Source organism: Solwaraspora sp. WMMA2059, assembly GCF_027497315.1.
Taxonomy (GTDB): Bacteria; Actinomycetota; Actinomycetes; order Mycobacteriales; family Micromonosporaceae; genus Micromonospora_E.
The window spans coordinates 1305867-1331317 of record NZ_CP114908.1 but is presented as its reverse complement, the minus strand read 5'-3'; the positions used below and the strand labels follow the sequence as shown (position 1 = coordinate 1331317).

The 25451-nt window shown below is 72.2% G+C and carries 24 protein-coding genes and 2 tRNA genes; 9 read left to right on the top strand and 17 right to left on the bottom strand.

The annotated features are described in order from the left end of the window. Nucleotides 1-33: 33 nt before the first annotated feature. The 6 genes from O7553_RS05985 to O7553_RS05960 form a co-directional block, all read right to left on the bottom strand. Nucleotides 34-381, bottom strand: coding sequence for a hypothetical protein (locus O7553_RS05985; protein ID WP_281553854.1), 348 nt, complete (start codon nucleotides 379-381; stop codon nucleotides 34-36). Between the two features lie 222 nt (nucleotides 382-603). After that, nucleotides 604-1077, bottom strand: coding sequence for an NUDIX domain-containing protein (locus O7553_RS05980; protein ID WP_281553853.1), 474 nt, complete (start codon nucleotides 1075-1077; stop codon nucleotides 604-606). A gap of 360 nt (nucleotides 1078-1437) precedes the next feature. Continuing rightward, entirely contained in the window at nucleotides 1438-1728 is a 291-nt protein-coding gene (locus O7553_RS05975; protein ID WP_281553852.1) for a hypothetical protein, read from the bottom strand. 27 nt (nucleotides 1729-1755) lie between these two features. Continuing rightward, nucleotides 1756-2883 carry a cystathionine gamma-lyase gene (locus tag O7553_RS05970; protein ID WP_281553851.1) on the bottom strand — a complete coding sequence of 376 codons (1128 nt, stop codon included), beginning with the start codon at nucleotides 2881-2883 and terminating at the stop codon, nucleotides 1756-1758. Between the two features lie 40 nt (nucleotides 2884-2923). Continuing rightward, nucleotides 2924-3928, bottom strand: a complete 1005-nt coding sequence (locus O7553_RS05965) for an NAD(P)H-dependent glycerol-3-phosphate dehydrogenase (RefSeq protein WP_281553850.1) — start codon at nucleotides 3926-3928, stop codon at nucleotides 2924-2926. Further along, the gene (locus O7553_RS05960) at nucleotides 3925-4665 is read right to left on the bottom strand and encodes a lysophospholipid acyltransferase family protein (RefSeq protein ID WP_281553849.1); all 741 of its coding nucleotides are present in this window, start codon (nucleotides 4663-4665) and stop codon (nucleotides 3925-3927) included. The genes O7553_RS05965 and O7553_RS05960 overlap by 4 nt, the downstream gene beginning before the upstream one ends. Nucleotides 4666-4813: 148 nt before the next feature. Here O7553_RS05960 and cofC point away from each other — a divergent pair, with 148 nt between their 5' ends. The 5 genes from cofC to O7553_RS05935 all read left to right on the top strand — a co-directional run bounded on the left by cofC (nucleotide 4814) and on the right by O7553_RS05935 (nucleotide 10857). Beyond that, nucleotides 4814-5539: a 2-phospho-L-lactate guanylyltransferase gene (gene cofC, locus O7553_RS05955; RefSeq protein ID WP_281553848.1), complete on the top strand. Its 726-nt coding sequence runs from the start codon at nucleotides 4814-4816 to the stop codon at nucleotides 5537-5539. 1 nt (nucleotide 5540) lies between these two features. Continuing rightward, nucleotides 5541-5738 carry a cold-shock protein gene (locus O7553_RS05950; protein WP_123600457.1) on the top strand — a complete coding sequence of 66 codons (198 nt, stop codon included), beginning with the start codon at nucleotides 5541-5543 and terminating at the stop codon, nucleotides 5736-5738. A 474-nt stretch (nucleotides 5739-6212) separates the two neighbouring features. After that, nucleotides 6213-8360, top strand: a complete 2148-nt coding sequence (locus O7553_RS05945) for an RNA degradosome polyphosphate kinase (RefSeq protein WP_281555493.1) — start codon at nucleotides 6213-6215, stop codon at nucleotides 8358-8360. 83 nt (nucleotides 8361-8443) lie between these two features. After that, nucleotides 8444-9973 (top strand): CYTH and CHAD domain-containing protein, encoded by a 1530-nt coding sequence (locus tag O7553_RS05940; RefSeq protein WP_281553847.1) that lies wholly within the window; start codon nucleotides 8444-8446, stop codon nucleotides 9971-9973. Next, complete coding sequence (locus O7553_RS05935; protein WP_281553846.1) at nucleotides 9961-10857, top strand: bifunctional NUDIX hydrolase/histidine phosphatase family protein; 897 nt, start codon at nucleotides 9961-9963, stop codon at nucleotides 10855-10857. The genes O7553_RS05940 and O7553_RS05935 overlap by 13 nt, the downstream gene beginning before the upstream one ends. Before the next feature lie 89 nt (nucleotides 10858-10946). On the opposite strand, the gene O7553_RS05930 is transcribed toward O7553_RS05935, so the two are convergent. The 3 genes from O7553_RS05930 to leuC form a co-directional block, all read right to left on the bottom strand. Continuing rightward, nucleotides 10947-11591 (bottom strand): HU family DNA-binding protein, encoded by a 645-nt coding sequence (locus tag O7553_RS05930; protein ID WP_281553845.1) that lies wholly within the window; start codon nucleotides 11589-11591, stop codon nucleotides 10947-10949. Between the two features lie 237 nt (nucleotides 11592-11828). Further along, nucleotides 11829-12416: a 3-isopropylmalate dehydratase small subunit gene (gene leuD, locus O7553_RS05925; RefSeq protein ID WP_281553844.1), complete on the bottom strand. Its 588-nt coding sequence runs from the start codon at nucleotides 12414-12416 to the stop codon at nucleotides 11829-11831. Nucleotides 12417-12454: 38 nt separating this feature from the next. Further along, the gene (gene leuC, locus O7553_RS05920; RefSeq protein ID WP_281553843.1) at nucleotides 12455-13912 is read right to left on the bottom strand and encodes a 3-isopropylmalate dehydratase large subunit; all 1458 of its coding nucleotides are present in this window, start codon (nucleotides 13910-13912) and stop codon (nucleotides 12455-12457) included. 49 nt (nucleotides 13913-13961) lie between these two features. On the opposite strand from leuC, the gene O7553_RS05915 reads away from it, so the two are divergent. Further along, on the top strand, nucleotides 13962-14648 hold the full coding sequence (locus O7553_RS05915; protein ID WP_123600449.1) for an IclR family transcriptional regulator: 687 nt from the start codon (nucleotides 13962-13964) through the stop codon (nucleotides 14646-14648). A gap of 156 nt (nucleotides 14649-14804) precedes the next feature. Here O7553_RS05915 and O7553_RS05910 read toward each other — a convergent pair. The 3 genes from O7553_RS05910 to O7553_RS05900 form a co-directional block, all read right to left on the bottom strand. Next, nucleotides 14805-14877 (bottom strand) — tRNA-Glu (locus O7553_RS05910). Between the two features lie 112 nt (nucleotides 14878-14989). Further along, nucleotides 14990-15064, bottom strand: a tRNA-Gln gene (locus O7553_RS05905). A gap of 78 nt (nucleotides 15065-15142) precedes the next feature. After that, nucleotides 15143-15946 (bottom strand): fumarylacetoacetate hydrolase family protein, encoded by an 804-nt coding sequence (locus O7553_RS05900; RefSeq protein WP_281553842.1) that lies wholly within the window; start codon nucleotides 15944-15946, stop codon nucleotides 15143-15145. Between the two features lie 198 nt (nucleotides 15947-16144). On the opposite strand from O7553_RS05900, the gene O7553_RS05895 reads away from it, so the two are divergent. Continuing rightward, the gene (locus O7553_RS05895; RefSeq protein ID WP_281553841.1) at nucleotides 16145-17344 is read left to right on the top strand and encodes a hypothetical protein; all 1200 of its coding nucleotides are present in this window, start codon (nucleotides 16145-16147) and stop codon (nucleotides 17342-17344) included. Between the two features lie 48 nt (nucleotides 17345-17392). Here O7553_RS05895 and O7553_RS05890 read toward each other — a convergent pair whose 3' ends face one another. Further along, nucleotides 17393-17986, bottom strand: a complete 594-nt coding sequence (locus tag O7553_RS05890; protein ID WP_281553840.1) for a helix-turn-helix domain-containing protein — start codon at nucleotides 17984-17986, stop codon at nucleotides 17393-17395. 214 nt (nucleotides 17987-18200) lie between these two features. Between O7553_RS05890 and O7553_RS05885 the strand changes: the two genes are divergently transcribed. Both O7553_RS05885 and O7553_RS05880 read left to right on the top strand, forming a co-directional pair. Beyond that, entirely contained in the window at nucleotides 18201-18392 is a 192-nt protein-coding gene (locus O7553_RS05885) for a hypothetical protein (protein WP_281553839.1), read from the top strand. Nucleotides 18393-18530: 138 nt separating this feature from the next. Continuing rightward, nucleotides 18531-19892 carry a radical SAM protein gene (locus O7553_RS05880; protein WP_281553838.1) on the top strand — a complete coding sequence of 454 codons (1362 nt, stop codon included), beginning with the start codon at nucleotides 18531-18533 and terminating at the stop codon, nucleotides 19890-19892. A gap of 11 nt (nucleotides 19893-19903) precedes the next feature. Here O7553_RS05880 and O7553_RS05875 read toward each other — a convergent pair whose 3' ends face one another. The 4 genes from O7553_RS05875 to O7553_RS05860 all read right to left on the bottom strand — a co-directional run bounded on the left by O7553_RS05875 (nucleotide 19904) and on the right by O7553_RS05860 (nucleotide 25450). Beyond that, nucleotides 19904-20323: a winged helix-turn-helix domain-containing protein gene (locus O7553_RS05875; protein WP_281553837.1), complete on the bottom strand. Its 420-nt coding sequence runs from the start codon at nucleotides 20321-20323 to the stop codon at nucleotides 19904-19906. A gap of 89 nt (nucleotides 20324-20412) precedes the next feature. After that, nucleotides 20413-22236: a thiopeptide-type bacteriocin biosynthesis protein gene (locus O7553_RS05870; RefSeq protein ID WP_281553836.1), complete on the bottom strand. Its 1824-nt coding sequence runs from the start codon at nucleotides 22234-22236 to the stop codon at nucleotides 20413-20415. Further along, nucleotides 22233-23492: a nitroreductase family protein gene (locus tag O7553_RS05865; RefSeq protein ID WP_281553835.1), complete on the bottom strand. Its 1260-nt coding sequence runs from the start codon at nucleotides 23490-23492 to the stop codon at nucleotides 22233-22235. The genes O7553_RS05870 and O7553_RS05865 overlap by 4 nt, the downstream gene beginning before the upstream one ends. Nucleotides 23493-23500: 8 nt before the next feature. Continuing rightward, complete coding sequence (locus tag O7553_RS05860; RefSeq protein WP_281553834.1) at nucleotides 23501-25450, bottom strand: TOMM precursor leader peptide-binding protein; 1950 nt, start codon at nucleotides 25448-25450, stop codon at nucleotides 23501-23503. Between the last annotated feature and the right edge of the window lies 1 nt (nucleotide 25451).

The window sequence follows — 25451 nt, the reverse complement described above, 5'->3', positions numbered from 1 at the left end:
ACACGCCGTCCGACACCTATCGCAAACACTCACTCAAGGCCTGGGTCGCCACCTGTTGAAGGCAAAGAGGTCGCGCACGACCATGCCGAACAGATTTGGCCCACGTTCAAATATGTCCATGTCCGCAAAGTACGATGTTTCTTCAACGCGACGGCACATCGGACGGATAGAAAACATCCCCAAAAAGATTCCGAGACCGACCGTCAAGATCAGTGCGAAGAAAACTGACATCAGCACCTCCACCGGCCCTTCCAGTAACAACGCCAGAATCACGGCAAAGATGACCAAGAATGCAAGCAGAAAGAGCCGCATGATGATCAACGCACGCCAGTAGGCCCAAGCTCCGCGCACACGCCAAGCAGGATCATCCGAGGAACTCACCGCTCAACCCACCTCCCAACTCGAGTGGACGGCTCGGACGGGACGGCAGCACACATGGACAGCATCCACTTGGGACCCGCGTGGCTATTGTGCATGTCCGTCCGACACTAGAGATCCACCCCATACCTGTAAAGGCGGTATCACTAGCCGCTAACACAATCCGGTCACCAGCCGGCAGCTGGACCAGCCCGCTGACTCAGCGTCGCCTGCCCTCGCCCCCTTCTATCCGAGGTACGGAGTGTCGCGCTGCTCAGCGTGGTGCCGCAGCCGCAGCCGTACCGTGTCGTGGATGGGAATGTCCGCGAACTCGGCAGGATCGACGAACCGCACCTCGGTGGACTCGTCGCTGACCAGAATCGTCCCACCAACGATCCGACCGAGGTAGGTGACGGTGAACTCCTGACGCACCTCGCCGTCCGCGTACGCGTTCACGTGCGCCGGGTCGGTGTAGACGCCGAGCAGCGCGGTGATCTCGATGTCGAGGCCGGTCTCCTCCTTCACTTCTCGGAGGACGCACTGTTGCAGTGTCTCGCCGACCTCCATCGTGCCGCCAGGCAGCGACCAGTTGCCGGAGTCGGCGCGTCGGTGCATCAGCACCCGACCGCGATCATCGGTGACGATCGCCGAACCTCCCGGGACGATCCTGTTCGCCCTCGGCGCGGCCGGGTCGCGGTAATAGTCACGGCGGCGAGTCACGACGCCTTCAGAGGTCGCGGTCCATCCGACGCGGGAGTACGGGAATCTTCTCGCCGGCCCCTGCCCCAGGCCAGCCATGAGCAGTAAATCGCCAACGTGCCGCCGCAGATGACTACCCCAAGCCCAGCGAGGAAGAAGAGGAGCGCCACAGTGCCGTCTGCGAACCTCGCGGCTTGCAGCAGAATAATTCCTATCCCCGGAAAGAGGTACATCAATCCGAGATCTCGGCGCTGAAAGCCAGCTAGCACTGGCACACCTCCGATAAGGAGGATAACGAAGCCCGCCCCGATGAGGCTGGTCCCCAGGAGCAGTGTAGCTACCACTAACAGGCTCGACATGACCGCACCTCTATCCCAGATTTCACCAGTACCGTGCGTCCAACGCGTCCTTGAGCATCGACGCATCGAGGTCGAGCATCGGCATCCTCCATTCGAAGTGGGCCAGGTAGCGCAGCGGCAACGTCACGATCAGCCCGAACACGATGACGATTGGCAACACGAACCAGACCTGCGGCCAGATGAAGATGCAGGGCAACGCCACGGCCATCGACCGCAGAAACCAGACGCTCAGCCGGTAGACCGCCAGTCGCCGGTAGCCGGACGGCGGACCGCCACGCGGCTCCTGCTCCATCACCCGGATCCCGCTTCCCACGCGCTGGCTCCCACGGGACCGAGTCTGTCAGGTAGCGTCCAGGGTGGCGGTGATGTCGCGTACCAGGTCCATGGTGTCCTCGATGCCGCAGGAGAGCCGGACGAAGCCCGGTGGCGTGTCGTCACCCCACTGGGCCCGCCGGTCGGCGGCCGTGTGCAGCCCACCGAACGACGTGGCCGCCGAGACCAGCGTCGACGCGGTCAGGAACCGGCCGACCCGGTCGGCGTCGCCCAGGTCGAACGACACGATCCCCGGGATGCGCCGCATCTGGGCGACCGCGACCGCGTACGACGGATCGGTCGGCAGGCCGGGCCAGCGTACGCCGGTGACGTCACGACGCCCGACCAGCGCGGCGGCGACCGCTTCCGCGTTGGCTGACTGGCGGGCCAGCCGCAGGTCCAGTGTGGCCAGGGACCGGTGGGCGAGCCAGCAGTCGAACGGGCCCGGCACCGACCCGGTAAGTTTGCGCCACCGCTTCGCATCGGCCAGCGCCGCCGCCGAACGGGTGGCCAGGTAGCCGAGCAGCAGATCCGAGTGACCGGTCAGCGCCTTGGTGCCGGAGGCGACCACGATGTCCGCACCCAGGTCCAGCGGACGCTGCCCGAGCGGGGTGGCGGCGGTGTTGTCGACCGCGACCAGCGCGCCGGCTTGGTGCGCCGCCGCCGCGAGCGCGGCGACGTCGCAGACGTCCAGGCCCGGGTTGGCCGGGGTCTCCAGCAGCACCAGTCGCACCCCGGCGAAATCCGGGTACGGCCCGGCGGTCGGCATCAGCCGCACGGTCACGCCGATCGGCTCCAGCACCGTGGCGGCCAGCGCCCGCACCGTGAAGTAGCCGTCGGCGGGCAGCAGCACCGTGTCGCCGGGGCGCAGCGTGGTCAGCAGCAGCGCGGTGATCGCCGCCTGACCGCTGGCGAAGACGAGCGTGTCGCCGCCTTCCAGGTCACCGATGGCCGATTCGAGCGCCCGCCGGGTCGGGTTGTCCTCCCGAGCGTAGCCGTCGCGGTCCGGCGACGGCCCGGTCACCGGGTCCAGGTGGTACGGGGCGGCGAACACCGGGCCGGGCAGGAACGGCTGGCCGGGGATCGGCTCGGGCAGCCCGGCGGCGACGCACCGGGTGCCGTCGCCGTACCCCGGGTGGCGGGAAGTAGCGGTCATGGCCTTCATCCTGACCAAGGTCGCCGGCCGGCGGCAGAGCCTATTCCGGTTTCGTGGCCCGCGTCATCAGCAGCGTCAACGCGGTGCGCGGGTCCAGGCCCTCGTGGCAGATCCGCTCGACCTGCTCGGTGATCGGCATCTCCACCCCGTGCGCGCGGGCCAGGTCCCGGATCGACAGGCAGCTCTTTACCCCTTCGGCGGTCTGCCGGGTGGCGGCCTGCGCCTGTTCCAGGGTCTCCCCCCGGCCCAGGTGCTCGCCGAACGTCCGGTTGCGTGACAGCGGCGACGAGCAGGTGGCGACCAGGTCACCGAGGCCGGCCAGCCCGGAGAAGGTCAGCGGGTCGGCGCCGAGCGCCACGCCCAGCCGGGCCGTCTCGGCCAGCCCCCGGGTGATCAGGGTGGCCTTGGTGTTGTCGCCGAGGCGCATCGCGGTGGCGATGCCGTACGCCAGGGCGATCACGTTCTTCACCGCCCCGCCCAGCTCGCAGCCGATCACGTCGTCGTTGGTGTACGGCCGCAGGTAGCCGGTGAGCATCGCCTGCTGTACGGCGGCCGTGCGCGCGGTGTCGGTGCCGGCGACGACGCTGGCGGCCGGCTGCTCGGCGGCGATCTCGGCGGCCAGGTTGGGGCCGGAGACCACCACGACCCGGTCCGGGCCGACCCCGGTGGTCTCGACGATCACCTCGCTCATCCGCTTGGTGGTGCCGAGTTCGATCCCTTTCATCAGGCTGACCAGGGTCGCGTCGGGGCCGACGTGCGCGACCCAGTCGCCCAGGTTGCCGCGCAGCGTCTGCGACGGTACGGCGAGCACGACCAGCCCCGCGCCCTTGATCGCCTCGGCGGCGTCGCTGGTGGCGGTGACCCGGTCGGGCAGCCGCACCGCGGGCAGGTAGTCGGGGTTGGTGCCGTACTCGCGGATCGCGGCGGCGACCTGCTCGCGCCGGGCCCAGAGGACCACGTCGGCCCCGGCGTCGGCGAGCACCTTGGCGTACGCGGTCCCCCACGAGCCGGCGCCCAGGACGACGGCCCGGCCGGTCCCGGTCACTGTCCCGGCTCCGGGGCGCCGGTGGTCCGGTTGTTGCGGCGGGCACTCGGGGTGTACAGCGGCGGGGCCTCGCCGCCCCGAATCTCGGCGACCATGTCCCGCAGTCGCAGCATGATGGTCTCGGTGATCTCCTCCAGCACCGCCCGGGTCGGCTCGACCCCGGCCCATCTGCTCAGGTCGAGAGGTTCACCGGCGACGACGGTCACCTTCCGGCCGGGCAGCAGGTTCAGTTTCCCGGTCCGCGGGTCGTACATCTGCTGCGGACCCCACATCGCCACCGGCACGACCGGGGCACCGGTGGTCAACGCCAGGCGGGCCGCGCCGGTCTTGCCGCGCATCGGCCACAGGTCCGGCTCGCGGGTGGTGGTCCCCTCCGGGTAGATCACCACCGCGCCGCCTTCGTCGACGCCGACGATTGCCGCCTCCAGCGACTTGATCGCGTCGACGCTGCCCCGGTGCACCGGGATCTGCTTCACCTTGAGCAGCCAGCGCCCGATGACCGGGATGGTGAACAGGCTGGCCTTGCCGAGGAACCGGGGCCAGCGGCCCGTCTCGTAGAGGAAGTGACCGATGACCATCGGGTCGGCGTGCGACATGTGGTTGGCGACGACGATCACCCCACCGGTGCCGGGAATGTGCTGCATCCCGGACCAGTTCCGCTTCGTCCATACGAGCAGGGTCGGTTTGACCACCATCACGATGAAGCGTCGCCAGAAGCCCAGTTTCCGCCGCGCCACCCGATCCTCCTCGTCACCGCACCCTGGCCACCACCCTGGCCACCACCGGGTCACCGCACCCGACCGCCGTCTTGCCGACCGACGCAGCGAATCATGCCCTGTCCGACCCGGCCAGAGCCAATGCGAGCCCAGCCGGCAGGATGGAGCGGTGCGGAACGCGACCTGGTCGGTGGTGCTGCCGGTCAAGCGGCTCGCGGTGGCGAAGAGCCGGCTGCGGGGCGCGCTCGACGGCGTACCGCATGAGGAGCTGGCGCTGGCCCTGGCCCGCGACACCGTCGCCGCCGCGCTGGCCTGCCCGCTGGTCGCCGAGGTGGTGGTGGTCACCTCGGATCCGGCGGCCACCGCCGCGTTGGGCGCGCTCGGGGCCCGTACCGTCGCCGACCCGGAGCTCGCCGCCCCAGACCTAGCCGCCCCAGACCTCGGGGCACCGGAGGTGAGCGGGCTGAACGCGGCGGTGGCGCACGGGGCCGCGACTGTCGGCGGCAGCCGGCCGGTCGCCGCGTTGACCGCGGACCTGCCGGCGTTGCGGCCGGCGGAGCTGGCCGCCGCCCTCGACACCGACACCGCCAGCGCCGTCGACACCGCAGGCACCAGGGCCCGCCGCTGGTTCGTGCCGGACGCCGCCGGCACCGGCACGGTGCTGCTGGCGGCCGCCGTCGGCACCGCGCTGCGGCCGGGTTTCGGCGCCGGATCGGCGGTACGGCATCAACGGTCGGGTGCCGTCCGGCGCGGCGGGGACTGGCCGACGCTGCGCCGCGACGTGGACACCGCCGCCGATCTCGCCGACGCGGCCCGGCTCGGCCTGGGTCGGCACACCGCCGCGCTGTACGCCAGCGGGTACCGTGCTGACATGCGGCAGAGGTCGGTGAGCTGAGATGCAGGGCACGGTGGCGACCTTCGATCCGGCGACCCGCAGCGGCACGGTGCTGCTCGACGACGGGGCGGAGCTGGCGTTCCCGGCGGCCGCGTTCGACGCTTCCGGGTTGCGGCTGCTGCGGCTGGGTCAGCGGGTACGCATCGAGCGTGACGAGTCCGGGCACGTCAACCGCGTTACGTTGCCCACATTCGGCTAGCTGGAGCCGGGCGAATTCATGCCAAGTTCACCGTGATCAGGTCATGATTACCGGGTGACGCCCGCCCCCTCCAGGCGCGCCGCCGCCCGTCCGCGCCGCGCAGCCGACCAGCCCACCGCTGACCAGCCCGCCGGCACCGGCCAGTCTGCCGCCGACCAGCCCGCAGCCGACGGCGGCGCGACCGCGACGCCACGGCCGGCCCGCCGTCAGTCGTCGAACGGCACCGCCCGCCAGGCATCGGCCGGCACGGCCCGCAAGTCGACGCCCGGCACCGCCCGGAGATCCACGGCCGGCAGCGCCCGCAAGTCAGCCGGCGGCACCGCCCGCCGACGCACCAAGGCGGCGCCGGACGCGGCGCCACAGGCGGCACCGGAGACCGCTGGGCCGGAGGCGGTAGCCGCGCCGGAGACCACCGAGCCGGCGCCGCAGGCGGTGGCCGAGTCCGCGACCGACGCACCGGCCACGCCGCTGCCGCTGCAGGCCCCCGACCCGGCCAACCCGGTGTCGGACACCGCCGAACCAGCCGAGCCGGACGAGCCGGCCACCCTGGCCCGCCAGCCGCTGCCCGACGACCGGTTCCTCAACCGGGAGCTGTCCTGGCTCGACTTCAACGCCCGGGTGATCGAGCTGGCCGAGGACCCGCAGACGCCGCTGCTGGAGCGGGCCAAGTTCCTGGCCATCTTCGCCAGCAACCTCGACGAGTTCTTCATGGTCCGCATCGCCGGACTGAAGCGCCGGCTGCAGGCCGGGCTGCCGGTACGCGGCGGCGACCGGCTGCCGCTGCGTACCCAGTTGGAGCTGATCGCGGCGAAGACCGCCGGCCTGGTCGCCCGGCACGCCCGCTGCTTCACCGAGGAGGTCCGGCCCCGGCTGGCCGCCGAGGGCATCCACCTGATCCGGTGGAGCGATCTGAGCACCGGTGAGCGGGAAGGGCTGCGCACCTACTTCCGCGAGCACATCTTCCCGGTGCTGACCCCGCTGGCCGTCGACCCGGCGCACCCGTTCCCGTACATCTCCAGCCGGTCGTTGAACCTGGCCGTCGCGGTCCGTGACCCGGACGGCGGTCCGGAGCTGTTCGCCCGGATCAAGGTGCCGAACAACGTGCCCCGGTTCGTGGTGGTCAGCCAGGAAGGGCTGGGCGCCCGGTTCCTGCCGGTCGAGGATCTGATCGCCGCCCAGCTCGGCCAGCTGTTCTCCGGGATGCAGGTGGTGGAGTGCCACCTGTTCCGGGTGACCCGCAACGCCGACTTCGAAGTCGACGAGGACCGCGACGAGGATCTGCTGCAGTCGCTGGAGCGGGAGCTCGCCCAGCGACGGTTCGGCCCGCCGGTGCGGCTGGAGGTGGCCGCCTCCATCTCCGACCACATGCTCGACCTGCTGGTCCGCGAGCTGGACATGGACAGCCACGACGTGCTGCGGGTGCCGGGGCTGCTGGACCTGTCCGCGTTGTGGCAGGTGTACGAGAGCTCCGACCGGCCGGACCTCAAGGACCGCCCGTTCGTGCCGGCCACCCACCCGCGGCTGGTCGAGGGCGAGGTGCCGCGCAGCGTCTTCGCCACCCTGCGCGACGGCGACATCCTGGTGCACCACCCGTACCACTCGTTCTCCACCAGCGTGCAGCGGTTCATCGAGCAGGCGGCGGCCGACCCGCTCGTCCTGGCGATCAAGCAGACGCTGTACCGCACCAGCGGTGACTCGCCGATCGTCGACGCGCTGATCGAGGCGGCCGCCGCCGGCAAGCAGGTGGTGGTGCTGGTCGAGGTGAAGGCCCGGTTCGACGAGCAGGCCAACATTGGCTGGGCGCGGATGCTGGAACGGGCCGGCTGTCACGTCGTGTACGGCCTGGTCGGGCTGAAGACCCACTGCAAGACCGCCCTGGTGGTACGCCAGGAAGGCAACCAGATCCGCCGCTACTGCCACATCGGCACCGGCAACTACCACCCGAAGACAGCCAGGCTGTACGAGGACTTCGGCATGCTGACCGCCGACCCGGAGGTCGGCGCCGACCTGACCGACCTGTTCAACGTGTTGACCGGCTACAGCCGGCAGACCGCGTACCGGCGGCTGCTGGTCGCCCCGCACGGGGTGCGCAGCGGGCTGATCGAGCGGATCGGGCGGGAGGTCGCCCACGTCCGCGAGGGCCGGGGCGGGCTGGTCCAGATCAAGGTGAACTCGCTGGTCGACGAGGAGCTGGTGGACGCGCTGTACCGGGCGTCGCAGGCCGGCGTACAGGTGGATCTGCTGATCCGGGGGATGTGCACGCTGCGGCCCGGGGTGCCGGGGCTGTCGGACAACATCCGGGTCCGGTCGATCCTCGGCCGGTTCCTGGAGCATTCCCGGGTGTTCCGGTTCGGCAACGACGGCGACGTCGAGTTCTGGATCGGCTCCTCCGACCTGATGCACCGCAACCTGGACCGCCGGGTGGAGGCGCTGGTGCAGGTGACCGACCCGGTGGCCCGCGCCGAGCTGGACCAGCTGATGAGCGACGCGTTCAGCCCGGACTGCGAGTCGTTCGAGCTGCACCCCGACGGCACCTGGAGCCGGCACCGGTCGACCGACGAACGGCCGCTGGTGCATCTGCAGGAGCGGCTGCTCCGGCGATTCATCGGCACCGGCAAATAGCTCCTGCTGTCACCGGCGGTCGGCGGGCCGGCAGCACCCTGTCGACAGCGGCGACCTCGGGCCGGCGGCGCTAGGCTGGCCCGATGGTGGAGGAGGAACGCAAGTACGAGGTCGAGCCGGGTTTCACCGTGCCGGACCTGTCCGGCTGTCTGCCGGACGGTGGCCGGCTGGTGCAGCAGCCGGCGGTGAAGCTGACCGCCACCTACTACGACACCCCGGATCTGCGGCTGGCCCGCGCCGGGGTGTCGCTGCGCCACCGGGTGGGCGACTCGAAGCCGTGGACGGTGAAGCTGCCCGCCGACGCCCCGGGCGTACGGCATGAGATCAGCCGGTCCGGTAAGCGCGGCAAACCGCCGACGGAGCTGGTGTGGCTGGTCACCGCGTACTCGCGGGGGGTGGAGCTGACGCCGGCCGCGACGGTGCGCACGGTACGCACGGTGCTGGAGTTGCGCGACGCCGACGAAGCGCTGCTGGTGGAGCTGGCCGACGACGCGGTGTCGGTGTTGGACGGCAAGACGGTCCGGTCGCGGTTCCGCGAGGTGGAGGTCGAGCTGAAGGCCGCCAAGCGGTCGCTGCTGGACCGGGTCGAGGCCGACCTGGTCGCGGCGGGGGCGACCGCCGGCGGGTTCACCCCGAAGCACGTACGGGCGTTGGGTGCGGCCGCCGCCGGTCCGGCGGAGCTGCCGGCGGTCGAGGACCTGCCGGCCAAGCCGACCGCCGCCGACGTGGTCACCCGGGCGGTCCGCGACGGCGTCGCCCGGATCCTGGCGCACGACCCGCTGGTACGGCTGCACGCCCCGGTCGGCGACGACGACACCGCCGTGCACCAGATGCGGGTGGGCTGTCGACGGCTGCGCAGCGACCTGCGGACCTTCCGGGCGTTGGTGGACCGCGAGTGGGCGGGTGCGCTGCGCGACGAACTGAAGTGGGTCGCCGGGGTGCTCGGCGGTGCCCGCGACGCCGAGGTGCTGCGGGACCGGTTGCGGCGTACCGCCGGGGCGGACCCGTTGGCGCCGCTGCCGTCGGCGGCGGTCGAGCTGATCGACGCGACGCTCGCCGACCGGCAGGCCGCGGCACTGGCCGAGGTGGACGCGGCGCTGCGCTCGGACCGGTACGTTGCCCTGGTGGAGATGCTGGTGCAGGCGGCCCGGGAGCCGCGACTGACCGGGGCTGCGTCCGGCCCGGCGACCGAGGTGCTGCCCCGGCTGGTGGCCAAGCCGTGGCGTCGGCTGGCGTACGGCGGCAGCGGCGTGGACGGTGCCGCCGATCTGACCCTGGACGCCTCCGACGAACGCTGGCACGCGGTGCGGATCAACGGCAAGAAGGCCCGGTACGCGGTGGACGCGGTGGCGCCGGTGATCGGCGGTGGGGCGGCGAAGCTGGCCAAGGCGTTGTCGAAGGTGCAGAACCTGCTCGGCGAGCACCAGGACGCGGCGGTGGCCGCCGAGACCTGGCAGGGGGTGCTGGCCGAGCATCCGGACGACCACGAGTTGGCGATGACCGTCGGCCGGTTGGTCGAGCGGGAGCGGGCCGCGATCCGGGCGGCGCGGGCCGAGTTCGCCGCCGCCTGGGAGCGGGCGTCGGCGGGGCAGCGGACGAAGTGGCTGCCGTGACCGAGGTCCGGGCCGCCGGCGGGGTGGTGTGGCGCACCGACGACACCGGGGCGGTGCAGGTGTGTCTGGTGCACCGGCCCCGGCACGACGACTGGTCGCTGCCGAAGGGCAAACTGGAGCCGGCGGAGCATCCGTTGGCGGCGGCGGTCCGGGAGGTCGGTGAGGAGACCGGGATTCGGGCGGTGCCGCAGGTGCGGCTGCCGTCGATCCGTTACACCATGCCGGACGGCAACCTGAAGGTGGTCGACTACTGGTCGATGCGGGCGGTGGAGGCGTCGGCCGGGCCGGTGCCGGTCGACGCCGCCGACGAGGTTGACGAGTTGTGCTGGCTGCCGTTGGCGCAGGCGCGGCAGCGGTTGACGTACCGGCACGACGTCGGGGTGCTGCACGGGTTCGCGCAGCTGCCGCCGGTGACCGCGACGCTCACCCTGGTGCGGCACGCGCACGCCGGCAGCCGGGACACCTGGCCGGGTCCGGACAGCGCCCGCCCGTTGGACACCGCCGGGCTGCGGCAGGCGCGGGCGTTGGCGGCGATGCTGGTGCTGACCGGGCCGCGTCGGGTGCTGTCGGCGTCGCCCCGGCGGTGTGTGCAGACGGTCGTCCCGCTGGCGCAGGCGCTGGATCTGCCGGTCGAAGTGGAGTCGGTGTTCGACGAGCCGGCCGCCGGCCAGCAGCCGGACGAGAACGCGTTGGCGGCGGCGGGCCGGCTGACCGAGCTGGCGGCGGCCGGTACGCCGGCCGCGGTGTGCAGTCAGGGCAAGGTGATCCCGGCCGCGTTGACGGTGCTGACCCGGCGGGCGGCGGCGGATCACCGTACCGCGAAGGGCGGCGGCTGGTTGTTGTCGTTCGCCGGGGAGCGGCTGGTCGGCGCGGACCGGCTCTAGCGGCTCTGTCGCATGTACGAAGGCGCCCACCGCCGGTACGCGGTGGGCGCCTTCGCGCTGGTGGTGTCCGGCCGGTGTGGCCGGACGGCTCAGCGGGTGGTTTTACGGGCGGTGGACTTGCGCGCCGGCGACTTCTTCGCCGCCGTCGACTTGGCCCCGGTCGACTTCGCCGCCGTCGACTTGGCCGCGGTGGACCGGGTCGCGGTGGTCTTCTTGGCCGTGGACTTCTTGGCCGGCGCGGCCGCAGCGGACCGGGTGGTCCTGGCGGCGGCGGTCTTCTTCGCCGTACCGCCGGCCGCCCGCTTCGCCGGCGCCTTGGTGGCGGTCGCCTTGGCGGCCGTACCGGTGGACTTCGCCGCGCCACGGGCGGTGCTCTTGGCCGCCGTGGACTTGGCCGCGGTGGCCTTCGTCGCCGTGGACCTCGCCGCGGTCGACTTGGCCGCGGTGGCCTTCGGCGCCTTGCCGCTGGCCACCATGTCCTTGAAGCCCGCGCCGGGCCGGAAGACCGGCACCGAGGTCTTCTTGACCTTCACCGACTCGCCGGTACGCGGGTTGCGCGCTGTTCGAGCCGCGCGGACGCGCTTCTCGAACACCCCGAAACCGGTGATACCCACCCGGTCGCCCTTGGTGACTGCCGACTGAACCTCGGCCAAGACGGCGTCGAGCGCCGTCGTCGCCGTCTTGCGGTCTCCCAGGCGAGCAGCGAGCGCATCGATGAGCTCTGCCTTGTTCACGAGTTCCCTCCCGTATGTGCAACTGGACTCAACGAGCCATTCTGCGCGCACGGTATGCCCTGTACCGGCAGGACACAAACATCTGCCGGAAAAAAGTCCTTGTGTCGTAACGGATTCGCCCCCAACCGGTGGCCCGGGCCGACCGGTTGGTATAGCCGGACGGTTGGTGGGCCACCGGATGGGGGCGGAATCGGCGTCGGGAACCCGTTGAGAAGGGGCCGGCTCGACGGTTGTGCGCTATGCCACGACGGGCTTGAACGACAACCGCCCACGCTCATACTCGGTGATGACCGACTCGTGACGCAGGGTCAGTCCAATGTCATCCAATCCCTCCATCAGCCGCCACCGGCTGAAGTCGTCGATCGGGAACGACCAGCCGGAGGCACCTGCCCTGACCTCCCGGGCGGCCAGGTCGACGGTCACCCCTGCGGCCGGGTCGGCCTCGACCAGCGACCACAATTCCTCAATGGCGGGCATTTCCAACTCGACCGGCAGCAGACCTTCCTTGAGCGCGTTGCCGCGGAAGATGTCGCCGAAGCGGGGGGACAGCACGGCTCGGAAGCCCCAGTCCCGCAGCGCCCACACCGCGTGTTCACGCGATGACCCGGTGCCGAACTCTGGGCCAGCGACGAGAATAGATGCTCCGGAATACGAAGGATTGTTCAGAACGAATCCCGGATCCTCGCGCCAGGCATTGAACAGACCGTCGGCGAAGCCGGTCCGGGTGACCCGCTTGAGGTACACCGCCGGGATGATCTGATCGGTATCTACATTAGATCGGCGCAGCGGGACGGCGGTCCCGGTGTGCACGGTGAACTTGTCCATGTTCGTGGTCCCGTCTCGTGGTGCGTGTCCGGCGGCGGTCAGTTGAGGTCCGCCGGCGCGGCCAGCCGGCCCACCACGGCGGTGGCGGCGGCCACCGGCGGCGACACCAGATGGGTACGCCCGCCCCGGCCCTGCCGGCCCTCGAAGTTGCGGTTGGAGGTGGAGGCGGAGCGCTCCCCCGGCCTGAGCGTGTCCGGGTTCATGCCCAGGCACATCGAGCAGCCGGCGAACCGCCACTCGGCACCGGCGTCGGCGAAGACCTTGTCCAGCCCTTCGTTCTCGGCCGCCTCCCGTACCTTGGCCGACCCGGGCACCACGAGCATCCGTACCCCGTCGGCGACCTTGCGCCCGCGCAGCACGTCGGCGGCGGCCCGCAGGTCCTCCAGCCGGCCGTTGGTGCAGGAGCCGACGAAGACCACGTCGACCGGCACGTCGCGCAGCGCGGTGCCGGGCCGCAGGTCCATGTACTCCAGCGCCCGGCGGGCGGCGACCCGCTCCGCGTCGGTGTCGAACTGCTCCGGGTCGGGCACGACGGCGCTCAGCGCGGTGCCCTGCCCGGGGTTGGTGCCCCAGGTCACGAACGGCGTGATCTCGCCGGCGTCCAGGATCACCTCGGCGTCGAACGTCGCCCCCTCGTCGGTGGCCAGACTGGACCAGTACGCCACGGCGGCGTCCCAGTCGGCACCCTGCGGCGCGTTCGGCCGACCCTTGAGGTAGGCGAAGGTGGTCTCGTCCGGCGCCACCATGCCCGCCTTGGCACCCCACTCGATGGACATGTTCGCCACCGTCATCCGACCCTCCATGGAGAGCCGGCGGATCGCCTCGCCCCGGTACTCGACCACGTAGCCGCGACCACCGCCGGTGCCGACCTTGGTGATCAGCGCCAGCACCAGGTCCTTGGCGGTGACCCCCGGGCCGAGTTCGCCGGTGACGGTGACCGCCATCGTCTTCGGCCGGGACTGCGGCAGCGTCTGGGTGGCCAGCACGTGCTCGACCTCGCTGGTGCCGATGCCGAAGGCGAGTGCCCCGAACGCGCCGTGGGTCGCGGTGTGCGAGTCGCCGCAGACGATCGTCATGCCGGGCTGGGTCAGGCCCAGCTGCGGGCCGATGACGTGCACGATGCCCTGGTTGTCGTCGCCCAGGGCGTGCAGCTTGATGCCGAACTCGGCGCAGTTGCGGCGCAGCGTCTCGATCTGGGTACGCGACGTCGGGTCGCTGATGGTCAGCAGGTCGCCGCGCCGGCTGTTGAACGCCGGGTCGGCGTACCCGGTCGGGGTGTTGTGGTCCTCGGTGGCGAGGGTCAGGTCGGTCCGGCGCACCGGCCGGCCGGCCATCCGCAGCCCGTCGAAGGCCTGCGGACTGGTGACCTCGTGCAGCAGGTGCAGGTCGATGTAGAGCAGGTCCGGCTCGCCCGCGGCGGATCGCACCACGTGCGCGTCCCAGACCTTCTCGGCCAGGGTCCTGGGCGATGTCGGCTTCGAAGTGGCTCCCACCATCTGGACATCCTAAATTCTGGGAGGTATGTTTCGGCTTGTGGGACACAGTATGAGCGGTGTCGGCGTTCTCGACAAGGCGGTGGTGATCCTCGCGGCCTGCGTGGACGGCGCCAGCCTGGCCGAACTCGTCGACCGGACCAAGCTGCCCCGGGCCACCGCGCACCGGTTGGCACAGGCCCTGGAGATCCACCGGATGCTGGTCCGGGACACCCAGGGGCGGTGGCGGCCCGGCCCCCGGCTGGGCGAGCTGGCCAACGCCGCGCCCGACGTGCTGTTGACCGCCGCCGAGCCGCTGCTGGCCGCGCTACGCGACGCCACCGGCGAGAGCGCCCAACTCTACCTGCGCCGGGCCGACGAGCGGATCTGCGTCGCCGCAGCCGAGCGGGCCAGTGGCCTGCGCGACACCGTGCCGGTCGGCTCGGTGCTGCCGATGACCGCCGGGTCCGCCGCCCAGATCCTGCTGGCCTGGGAGCCGCCCGAGGCCGTCATGCCGCTGCTGCCCCGCTGCAAGTTCACCGGCCGTACGCTCGCCGAGGTGCGCCGGCGCGGCTGGGCGCAGAGCGTCGCCGAGCGGGAGGCCGGGGTGGCCAGTGTCTCCGCACCGATCCGGGACCGCACCGGCCGGGTGATCGCCTCGGTCAGCGTCTCCGGGCCGATCGAGCGGCTCGGCCGCCGGCCAGGTGAGCGGCACGCCATGGCCGTGGTCCGCGCCGGTCAACGGCTCTCCGGGCTCTGAATCGGGCATTGGCTCCGCGCCCTGCCGTGCTCTGAGCAGGCCCAGTTTCCGGATAACTCGGCGCAGGCCGGGCCAGGTCGGGCATGATGGTCAGCGACGGACGGTGACCCGCCGACGAAAAAGGCGCCCTCGTTGAGGAGGGCGCCTTGAGCGCTGTAGCCCCGACCGGATTCGAACCGGCGCTACCGCCTTGAGAGGGCGGCGTCCTGGGCCGCTAGACGACGGGGCCAGAACTTTCCTGGTGCAAACTACCGTTTCGTGCTGCTGTGTCCTGTTGGACACGGTGCCGAACTCTAACAGAGACCAGCACCCCGACGCCATCTGGAGCCTTCCGGCGTCGGTGGCTGGGGTACCAGGACTCGAACCTAGACTAACTGAACCAGAATCAGTCGGGCTGCCAATTACCCCATACCCCATCGGTGCTCGCCGCACCGGGACAGAACTCTACCTGACCCCATGGTGCGCGCCAAATCGGGATACCGCAGCGGTTTGCCTCAGTCCGCCGCGACCACCGGGTTGGCCAGCTCACCGATGCCCTCGATCCGGACCGACACCGTGTCGCCCGCGGTCAACTCGCTCACCCCGGCCGGCGTCCCGGTCAGGATCACGTCACCGGGCAGCAGCGTCATCACGTGTGACACGTACGACACCAGGGTCGGCACGTCGAAGACCATCTGCTTGGTCCGGCCCAGCTGCCGTACGTCCATCTCGTCCGGCTTCGGACCCACCTCACAGCGGACCTCCAGGTCGGCGACGTCCAGCCCGGTGACGATCCACGGGCCGATCGGGCAGAACGAGTCAAAGCCCTTCGCCCTGGTCCACTGGCCGTCCGACCGCTGCAGGTCCCGGGCGGTGACATCGTTGGCGCAGGTGTAGCCGAAGATCGCCCGCTCGGCGGCGGCCCGGTCGGCGCGCCGGGCACCTGGCGGTCCGATCACCACGGCGAGCTCCGCCTCGTGCTCCACCTGCCGAGACTGCGCGGGCAGCCGGATCGCGTCCCGTGGACCGATCACCGAGGTCGACGGCTTGAGGAACAGCAACGGCTCGGCCGGCACCTCGGCACCGTGTTCGGCGGCGTGGTCGGCGTAGTTGCGCCCGACGCACACCACCTTGCTGGGCAGGATCGGCGACAGCAGCCGGACGTCGGCCAGCGCCCAGCGCTGCGACGTGAAGGTCAGCTTGCCGAACGGGTGGCCGTCGACCTCGGCGACGGTCAACGCCTCGGGGCCGGCTCCCGGCTCCCCCTCGACGACCCCGAACGACATTCCCTTGCCATGGGCGAAACGAGCGATACGCACCCGGTCAATGTATCGTCCCGTGCCTGCACCACCCCGACGGTCACGGCAAAGGGCGACAACGGTCACGACGAGGGCGACAACGGGCGCGACAAGGGGCGGAAATCTAGCACCGGTCACCGGATCAGGTGTGCGGAACCGCGCTTTACCGACTGGACGGCCGGTACCGGCCTACCGTTCGGGTCGGGGGGCGGAATCGAGATGGCTATGTCATGGTGGCGACATGCGCTGCGGGCCGGGCTGTTCGGCGTCGTTCTTGTGGTCGGCGGGGGGATCCTGGCACCGGGCGTGACCCCGGCACGGGCCGAGAGGGCTGCTTCGGTACCGGCCGAAGGGCAGGAGCTGGTCGCGGTGACGATCAACGAGATCGGGCAGAGCGCGGCGACCTACCGGGTCGAGGCGGTCAACCGGACGGTGTCCCCGGTCGACGTCACCCTGCGGATGGCCGTACCGACCACCACCTCAGTGGCCACGGTCGGCGCCGGCGGCCGGGTCGACGCCTCGGAGATCACCTGGCAGTTGAGCCTGCCGGCGAACAGCGGGCAAACGGTCACCGCGTCGTTTCGGCCGGGCGGTGCCGGCACCGCGCAGACCTTCCCGGTCTGCGCGTACGAGCGGGACACCGCGCGGCCGTACGACTGCGCGAGCGCCCGGTGGACCCCGACGGCCGGCATCGAGGCGGCGGACCCGGCCTGGTGGCAGCGCCCGTCGATGCCGCTGATCGGCGGGCTGACGGCACTCGTCGTGGTGGCGATGATCGGGTACGGGTGGCGCCGCCGGCTGCGGGAGCGCCGGGTCGACCGACGCCGGGTCGTCACCCCGGCCGGGCGGCGGGTGCGGTTGCCGGCGGCGGTGCCGGCCGCCCCGAAGCGCCGCTGGCGCCCGGCTACGCCGCTGGTGTTCGGCCTGCTGCTGGCGATGCTGACCGGGCTGGCGGTGGCGGCGGTACGCGTGGCGAGCTACGGCAGCGAGGTGCTGGACCGGGCCAACCAGGCGCCCAGCGGGTGGATCGGTGCGCCGCCGGCCGGCGGGTTCGGGGTGCTGCTGACCGAGGCCGCCTTCGAGTTCACCGTCTTCCGGATGGCCTGCGCGCCGGCTGATGGGCAGAGGCAGGATCGGCGGTGTGTCGCCACAGTCGGGCTGCGCAACCGCAGCGACACCGAACAGTTCTGGTACGGGCCGTTGCAGCGGGCGTACCTGCCGACCGGTGACTGGGTCGGGGTGGACGAGGCGGCGACCCGGCAGGAGAACGGTGGTCGGGACGTCTTCGCCGAGCCGGTGCCACCCGGGGGTCGGATGCTGGTCCCGCTGGCCTTCACGGTCGGCGGCGAGCTGATCCCGGACCGGTTGGAGCTGCGTAGCGGCGCGTTCTCCGCCGGGGTCGCCGTACGGTGGATCTGACGGTCGGCTCCCGGTGGCCCGGCCTGACGGGGTGACTCGGCAGGCGGGTCAGGACAACCCGAGCGGGTGCATGCCGACCAGCATCGCGAACCGGTGCCCGCCGGTGATGGTGCCGTCACGGGGGACACCGGCCTGCTCGAACCGCCGCATCAGGGCCTGCAACTCGTGGCGGAACTCGGCGATCCGGTCCACGGGGATCTCGGCGACCCCCCGGCTGAGCATCATCCGGACCGGGTCGGGTGCCTCGCTGCTACCGGAGATGGTGCCGGCGTGCAGCCCAGCCTCGATCTCGTCCTTGATCTGGTCCAACAGGGTGGCCACCACCTCGTGCACCGAGCTGGGTTCCTCGCCGGAGCGGCGGTGGAAGGTCAGGTTGAGCTGGCCGGCACCGTACTGTTTCTCGATGATGCCATTGACCACCCGGGTGTCCCGGATGTGCAGCAGTTGGTGCTGTTCCAGCTGGTTGATGTGGTAGTAGATCTTGGTGGGCGCGACGCCCACGATCTTCGCCAGCTCCTTGGCGGTCCAGGTCCGCTCGGGCTCGGACATCGCGAGCTCCAGCACCCGCATCCGGATCGGGTCGGCGAGCGCCTTGAGGGTAGCCACGTCCTCGATCACCCGGCTGGCCATCAGCTCCGTCACCGCAGACCTCCGTTCAACCAACGTTCCACGGTTGATTCTACCCCGACGATTGACTTCCATCCGTCGCTCAGTTTATTTTGAACGTCAGCAAGATCGTATCACTTCCGATTCCACCGACTCACCACGCGGGCCGGCACCACCCCCACCTGCCCGCGTCACCCCACCTGCGTCACCACTTCCTTCGCCGCCCCCGCTCCCCTTCCGGAGGTCGACCGTGCCCACCAACCCCTTCTTCGCCGTCGTCGCCGCGATCGCCATCGCCGCCCCGGCCACCCAGGCCGCCGTAGAAGCGCAGCAGCCGGACGAGACACCCAGCCAGGGCATGGTCGTCTTCGAGCTGCCCGCTGAGAGCACCGGCCTGCTCGACGACGGCTCCAGCGTCAACTTCGCCTGCGCCTTCAGCTGACCCGCAGCTCTCACCAGCACCGGACCCGGAGCGACCGCTCCGGGTCCGGTGACGTTGCACCCCACGGTCCACCGCCGCCCACTCCACCACCCTGGTAGCCCTCGGTAGCCACTCGTCGAGACCTCCGAAAGGCCCCACATGGCCCAGCCCGACCTCGTGCTCAGCCGCTACCTCGTGTTCAGCCCGACCACCTACCGGCACCCGTCCGGCCGGCAACTGCGCGCTGTGTTCCACACCGGACGGGCCCGTACCCTCCTGCTCGACACCGACACCGTGCGGACCCTCCTGGACGGCCCCGGCCCGGCCGGCCTGCCCGCCGACGAACAGGCCCGGCTCGCCGAACTCGGCCTGCTGGTGCCCGCCGACCTCGACGAGACCACCGCGACGATCGACGCCGGCGCGCAGGCGGCCGACGACGCCCGACACCGGCAGTTCGTGCTGATGCCGACCGGCTACTGCAACATGGGCTGCGACTACTGCGGGCAGGAGCACCGTCGGGACACCCCGGCCACCCGGCCGACCCGGCACCGCGACGCCATCGCCGCCCGGGTCGAACACGCCATGGCCAGCGGCGAGCACGACACCGTGGTGGTGCGGTGGTTCGGCGGCGAACCCCTGATGGGGTACGCCGTACTCCGCTCGCTGTCCGCCCGGTTCGTGGCCGCCGCGGCCCGGCACCGGGTCGGCTACTCGGCGATGCTGGTCACCAACGGTGCCCTGCTCGACGCCCGCAAGCTGCGTACCCTGCACCAGGACTGCCGGATCGACCGGATGGAGATCACCATCGACGGACCGGCGGAGGTGCACGACGCCGCCCGGCCGTTGAAGAGTGGACAGAGTTCCTTCCACCGCATCACCGCCGCGCTGCGGACCGTGCTCACCGATCCGGAGCTGGCCGGGCTGCAGGTGACCGTACGGACCAACATCGGCCGGCACAACGCCGACCGGGCCGACGAGTTCGCCGCGGCGATGCGCGACGCCGGCCTCGCCGACCCCCGGATCCGGTTCTACCCGGCACCGGTCCACTCGTGGGGCAACGACGTCAGCGAGGTACGGCTGCGCCAGCAGCAGGCCGCCGAGACCGAACTGCGCTGGTACACCGCCTACCTCGCAGCCGGACTGCACTGCCGGCTGCTGCCCACCCACCCGGTACGGGTGGTGTGCACCGCCGTCTCCCGGCACAGCGAGGTGATCGCCCCGGACGGGCGGATCTACTCCTGCACCGAGCAGCCGCTGGTGCCCGGCTTCACCGAACAGCATCTGGACACCGTGGACCGGGCACCGGTCGACCAGCTGCGACCGACCGGCCAGTTCGACGACTGGTACACCGGGCTGCGCGCCGGCGAGACCGGCTGCCAGGGCTGCCCGATCCTGCCGGTGTGCGGCGGCGCCTGCCCGAAACTGTGGCGGGAGGGCATCGCACCGTGCCCGCCGATGAAGGAGAACCTGGCCGGCCGGATCGACCTGTCCGTCCGCTCATCCGGCCTGCTTCCCGTCTGACCCGCCGCTGCTCACCGGGCCTGCTTCCCGTCTGACCCGTCGTCGCCTGCCCGGTTCGCCGACGCGGCGTCGTCGCCGGACCGGTCGGCCGGCGGGAAGTCCCAGCGCAGCGCCAACTGCGCGGCCTGGAAGTACCGCTCCGCCCGGCCCTGGTCGGTCCGCTGGTTGACCACCCGGATCATCCCCTCGTCCGACAGCACCCGCAGGTGGTAGTGCATCAGGCTGAAGGTGATGCCCAGCTGGTGGGCCAACTGGCGGGCGGACAGCGCCCGGTCCGGCTCGGTGGTGAGCACCGCGAGCACCCGCAACCGGATCGGATCGGCGACGGCACGCAGCTGATTGACGCCCTCGAGCACCCGTACCGCCGGGGTCGGCGGACCGGTACCGCCGGGCGGTCGCGCGGACCCCGGTTGCCGTGGCACACTGGACACAGCCCCCGACGTTCCCTGACGGTCGGGGGCTGCACCGTCTGTAGAACTGGCACCGTCTGTGAACCTGGCACCATCTGCGGGTCGGAGCCTCACCGCGCACCTCCCGGGAGACGACCCACCGGCAGCAGGTAGACCAGCACGTCGTCGATGCCGTCCAGGCCGAGCAGTTCGTGGGCGACGTCGTCGTAGAAGCCGCCGATCATGCCGAGCGCCAGCCCGCTCGCCGCCGCCACCATCGACAGCGCCTGCGCCAGGTGACCCGCCTCCGCCACCGCGAACCGCAGCGCCCGCATCCCGTAGCGTTCCCGCAGCTCCCCCAGCTGCACGTAGAGGCCGAGCAGGGCCGGCACCTCGGTGAGCTCGATCCCGCCGACGTCGAGGGCGTCCGCCCCGAACCACATCGACGACGCCTCCAGCTCCGGCACCGACGGGGCCGGGCCGAGCCGCCACAACTGACGGTCGAGGTCGTCCACGTGGTACGCGCCGGGGGCGACACCGGCGACGTCGCGCACGATCAGCCGCATCCGCGCCGCGTACGCCGCGCCGGCGCTCGGGTACGGGCGGTGGGCGTAGTCGTACAGGTCCCCGTTGGGCAGCGGCACCTGGCTGCGGTGGGTCACCCCGTGCGCGCTCCACACCAGGGTGCCCAACTGCTCGGCGGTGACCGGCCCGGTCAGCCGCCCCCGACCGGAGACCCGCCGGCGCAGCACATCAGCGAGTGCGGCACGCGGCGGGTCCCCGTCGGGCAGAGGAACCGGCCGGCCGCCGAACCGGAACGGGGTCCCGCTCCGTTCCGAGACGGCCTCGCGCGGCCTCTGCGTCTGCAACATCCCCGGCAGGAACTTGCTCGCCTCGTGGTAGCGGCGGTCGGCGGCCGCCGCGCCGTCGGCGAAGAAGTCCGTGGGCCCGCCCGGCGCCAGCGCGGTCCCGGCGACCAGCCAGCACACCGACCGCTCCTCATCCGGCAGGATGCCCAGTCGGTTGAACAGCATGTGCAGCTGGGAGCCCCACACCCAGCGCCACCGCTGGTCGGCCGGGCCGGCGGCGGCCGGCCCCTCCAACGCGTCGCGGGCGGCCCGGACGACCTGCGCCCAGTACCCGGCCGGTGACCGCTCCCCCGCCGGGTCCGCCGCGGCGTCGGTACGCTGCGCGTCATCGCGGGCAGCCCCGGCCGCTGTACGCTGCGCGTCGACCCGGGCCACGGTCCGGTCCCACCGGCGGCGCAGCGCGGCGCCCTGGCTGGCCAGCACCCGGGCCGCCTGCCCCTGCACCGCCGCGGCCGGCAGCATCGCCACCTCGTTCTGCCACCGCCAACCGGCGGCGTGGCCGCGCAGCCACCGGGCCGCACCCAACTCGTCCAGGCCCAACGCGGCGGCGGTGGCGGTGGCCAGCTCGGCGGCGACGGACAACCGGGCCGGGCCGGGCGGGACCGCGCCGACGATCCGGGCGGCGATCTCGCTGGACCGGCAGAAGACCTCCTCGGCGACCAGCAGCGCCTGCGGTCCGCCGTACCGGGCGGTCTCCGGCCGGTACGGGATCTCCCGGACGTCGCCGTGGTCGTGCCAGCCGGCGGCCGACCGGGCGGCGCTGCCACCCAGCCGCCGGTAGTAGCTTCCGCTGTCCATCGGGAACACCTCGTACGGTGCCTGGCCGGCGAGCTCGGCCAGCTCCGCCCGCAACCGGTCGCCGACGCCCGGCAGCGGGTCCCGAACTCGGATCCGCAGATGCGGCCCGCCCTCCCAGTAGCGGATGTAGAACCAGTCGGCGATCGCGCCGTCGGCGCGCAGCCGGGCCAGCAGCGGAGCCACGGTCACCGCCAGGAAAGTGTCCAGGTCGGCCGGCGACCAGTAGGCGAAACAGTGCAGTCCCACCCAGGTGCGGGTGGTGGTGACGGTGATGGTCGGTGCGGTCACGGCGACACCTCCGGGTTACTCAGGTCGTAGGCGAAGTCACGCACCCGTGACCGGCCGATCAACAACAGGTAGATCAGGTCGTGCCCGGCGGGCAGACCGGCGGCTGCCTCGGCGGCTGCCTCCCGCACCGCGCGTACCGGCCGGCAGAACAGGCCGACCTCGGCGGCGGCGGTGCCGACGTGCTGGGCGGTGGCCCCGGCCGCGTGCAGCAGCCGCCGGTACGCCGCCGGTACGCCGGTGCGGACGGCGGCCGGCACGTCCGCGCTGACCAGCCAGGCCAGCGGCATGCCGGCGACGTCGACCTCGGTACGCGGATAGCTGTACGCCCGCTGCACCTGCCCGGTCGCGTCACCCGGCCGGGTCGGCTGCGGCGCAGCAGCCCCGGGTCGGCCGGTCGCGGCCGGATCGAGGTGGTACCAGCCGGCCGTCCGGCCGGCGACGTTGCCGACCGCGAGGGTGTGCCGCAGGCGCACCCCGGTCACCGGTGACCCGGCCGGCGGTCGGTACGCGGCGGCGACCAGCCGCTCGAACGCCTCCGCCGGCAGCGGCCGGGGGTCCGCGCCGAACCCGCGTGGGCTCAGCCCGGAGCTGCGTACCGCCCGCAGCCGGTGCCGTGACCAGGTGGGGGCGGTCGACGGTCCGAGGGTGACGGTGAGCCACGGCCCACTGGTGGCAGTAGCGCTGGCGGTGGTGCCGGCGGCGTACCGCAGTCCGTGGCCGGCGGCGGCCTCGGCGAGCGCGCCGGCGACGTGACCGGCCTCCAGCGCGGCCAGCGCGTCGGCGAGCCGGCCGTAGCCGGCCGGCATCCGCGTCGGCTGCTCCCGCAGCACCAGCTCGACCGACCCGTCCGGCGCTGCGACGAGCGACTCAGCGGACGTCGGATACAGCAGTTCGCGGACCGGGTCGACCAGCCAGTCGACGCCGTCGTGCCGCAGCAGCACGTCGACCAGGTGCGCCGCCCGGGGCGACGGGTACGCCCGGTGCTCGTTGAAGCCGTTCCACGGCTCGAACCGGCGCGGCGCCAGCGCTGTACCGAGCGTCCGGACCAGCCGGGCACCGGTCGGCCCGGCGACGGCCGCCAGCTCGGCGAACGGCACGGCCGGGCCGGTGGGCCGGCGACGGTACGGCCGCGCCGACGCGGGCCGGACGTCCTTGCCGGGGCCGTGCGCGTACACCTCGGCGAGCGTGGCGGTGAGCTGACTGGCGGTGAGCTGCGTGGCGGTGAGCTGACTGGCGGTGAGCTGACTGGACGACATGGCCGACCTCACGGGAACGGGTGCGGGTAGAGGGGCAGGTCGGAGTAGTCAAGTGGGGACGGCAGCCGGCCCAGCTGGGCCGGGACCCGCAGCAGCCGGTCCAGGTCCCGGGTGCGGTGGTGCACGTGGCCGAACGTCATCGGCAACGTGCCGGGGACGATCACCTTCGCCGAGTGCAGTCCGAGCCGGTCCCGGCTCGCCGGGTCGGTCTGGTCCACCACGATCGTCTCCAGGCCGTGCGCCGCCCACCGCTCGACGGTCTCGCCGAGCAGCACCGCGAGGTCGGTCACCGGGGCCGGCCGGTCCGGCCACACGTCCCGCCAGTGCGCCGGCGCGTCGCCGGTGAGCAGGAACTCGTACCGCTGCCGGGCCTGCGGCAGGGTGTTCACCGCGACGTGCTCCTCCAGGCCGGTGACCAGCCGGGGGTCGTCGAACATCGCCTGCAGCCGGTCCGGGTCCAGATGGCCGGGTTTGTTGCGGGCCACCTCGGGCAGGCTGAACACGTCGACCACCGCCTCGGCCGCCGCCGACCGCAGCGCCGACCGGGGGTCCGGGTGGGCGCCAGCGGCGAAGAACGCCTGCGGGGCTCCGCTGGTCGGGTCGCGGTGCAGCACCAGGGCCAGCACGGTCGGCACCCCGAGGTCGTTCGTGGCGTCGAAGAACAGCAGGTCGTAGCCGACCGTGTCGAGCCGGTCGACCAGGTGCGGCAGCACCGGGTCGTCGTCGGGTACGGCGACCGGCCGCAGCGGGGTCCGCGCGTACCAGGCCATCAGGAACGCGTCCCGTTCGGCGACCTCGTAAATGCCGTACAGCGCGGCTTCGACGGCGCTGTTGCCCAGCCCGCAGCCGTTGGAGCTCTCGTAGAGGAACCGGGGGCCGTCGCTGCGGTGCAGTCCCCAGTAGGCGACGTGCTCGGGCACCAGCACCGGGCGGCGGCGGCCCAGCGACCAGCCGTGCACCCAGCGAACCCGGGTCTGCGGCGTGTACGGCACCATCCGGAACGCCGGGTGGTCGTAGTGCGCCGGGTCGTGCAGGCCGAGCCGGGCCGGGTCGACCGCCCGGTCCGGGCCGAGGTCGGCGAAGGCCGCTTCGACGGCGGTACGCCGCCGGTGCGGCCGCATCCCGGTGGCCCGCTCGACCGCCTCGAACAGGGCGATCCGCTCCGACTCGGCGAAACTGCGGGCCCGGCCGTAGCCGGCTTCGCGGACCGCCGTGTCGCTGGACAGTTCGCTGGTGCTCAGGGCCATCGGCGAGCGCTCGGTACGGATCATGTGGGCGACCGGCCCGTGCCGCCAGTCGAACAGTTCGGCGCGCAACGCGGCCCGGCTGGTCCGTGGGTTGTCGCCGCGCAGCGAGTACGGGTCGCTGGTCGGCGCGGCGGTCAGCGGCACCTCGGCACCATGCGGGGTGTCCAGCGGCACCGGCCGGCAGATCCGGCAGCCCTGCCGGCGGGGCCGGACCCGGTGGCTGCTGACGGTGGCGTGGTCGGTGCGGATCGCCACCACTGTCGCGTCCAACCGGCCCGGGTCGGTCAGCGCGTCGCCGACCGCGCCGGCCACCATCGGCAGCAGGCTCGGCGGGATGACGCCGCCCTGCCGCAGCTGCGGGTCCCGGCTCGGCACGCCCGGCCCGAACACCCGCAGTCGGGCCTGCTCGGCGCAGGCCAGGCAGGTGCCGGCTCTCGGCCGCAGCACCGGGCCGACCAGCACCAGGCCGCCGTCGAGGCGGACCGGGACGACCGTCGCGGCGGTCTCCCAGGCCCGGCGGCTCAGCTTCGCGGCCAGTGCCGGGGTCCAGTGGTCCAGCAGGACGACCGCGGTCCGGCCGCCGGTGCCGTCTGGCGCCGTCACAGCGTCCAGCGCTGTCCCGGCATCCAGCACCGGGACGGCCGGGTGACCGGCGGCGGCCAGCGCCGCCGCGAGATCGTCGGTCGGGGTCGCAACGGTACGGGTCGACATG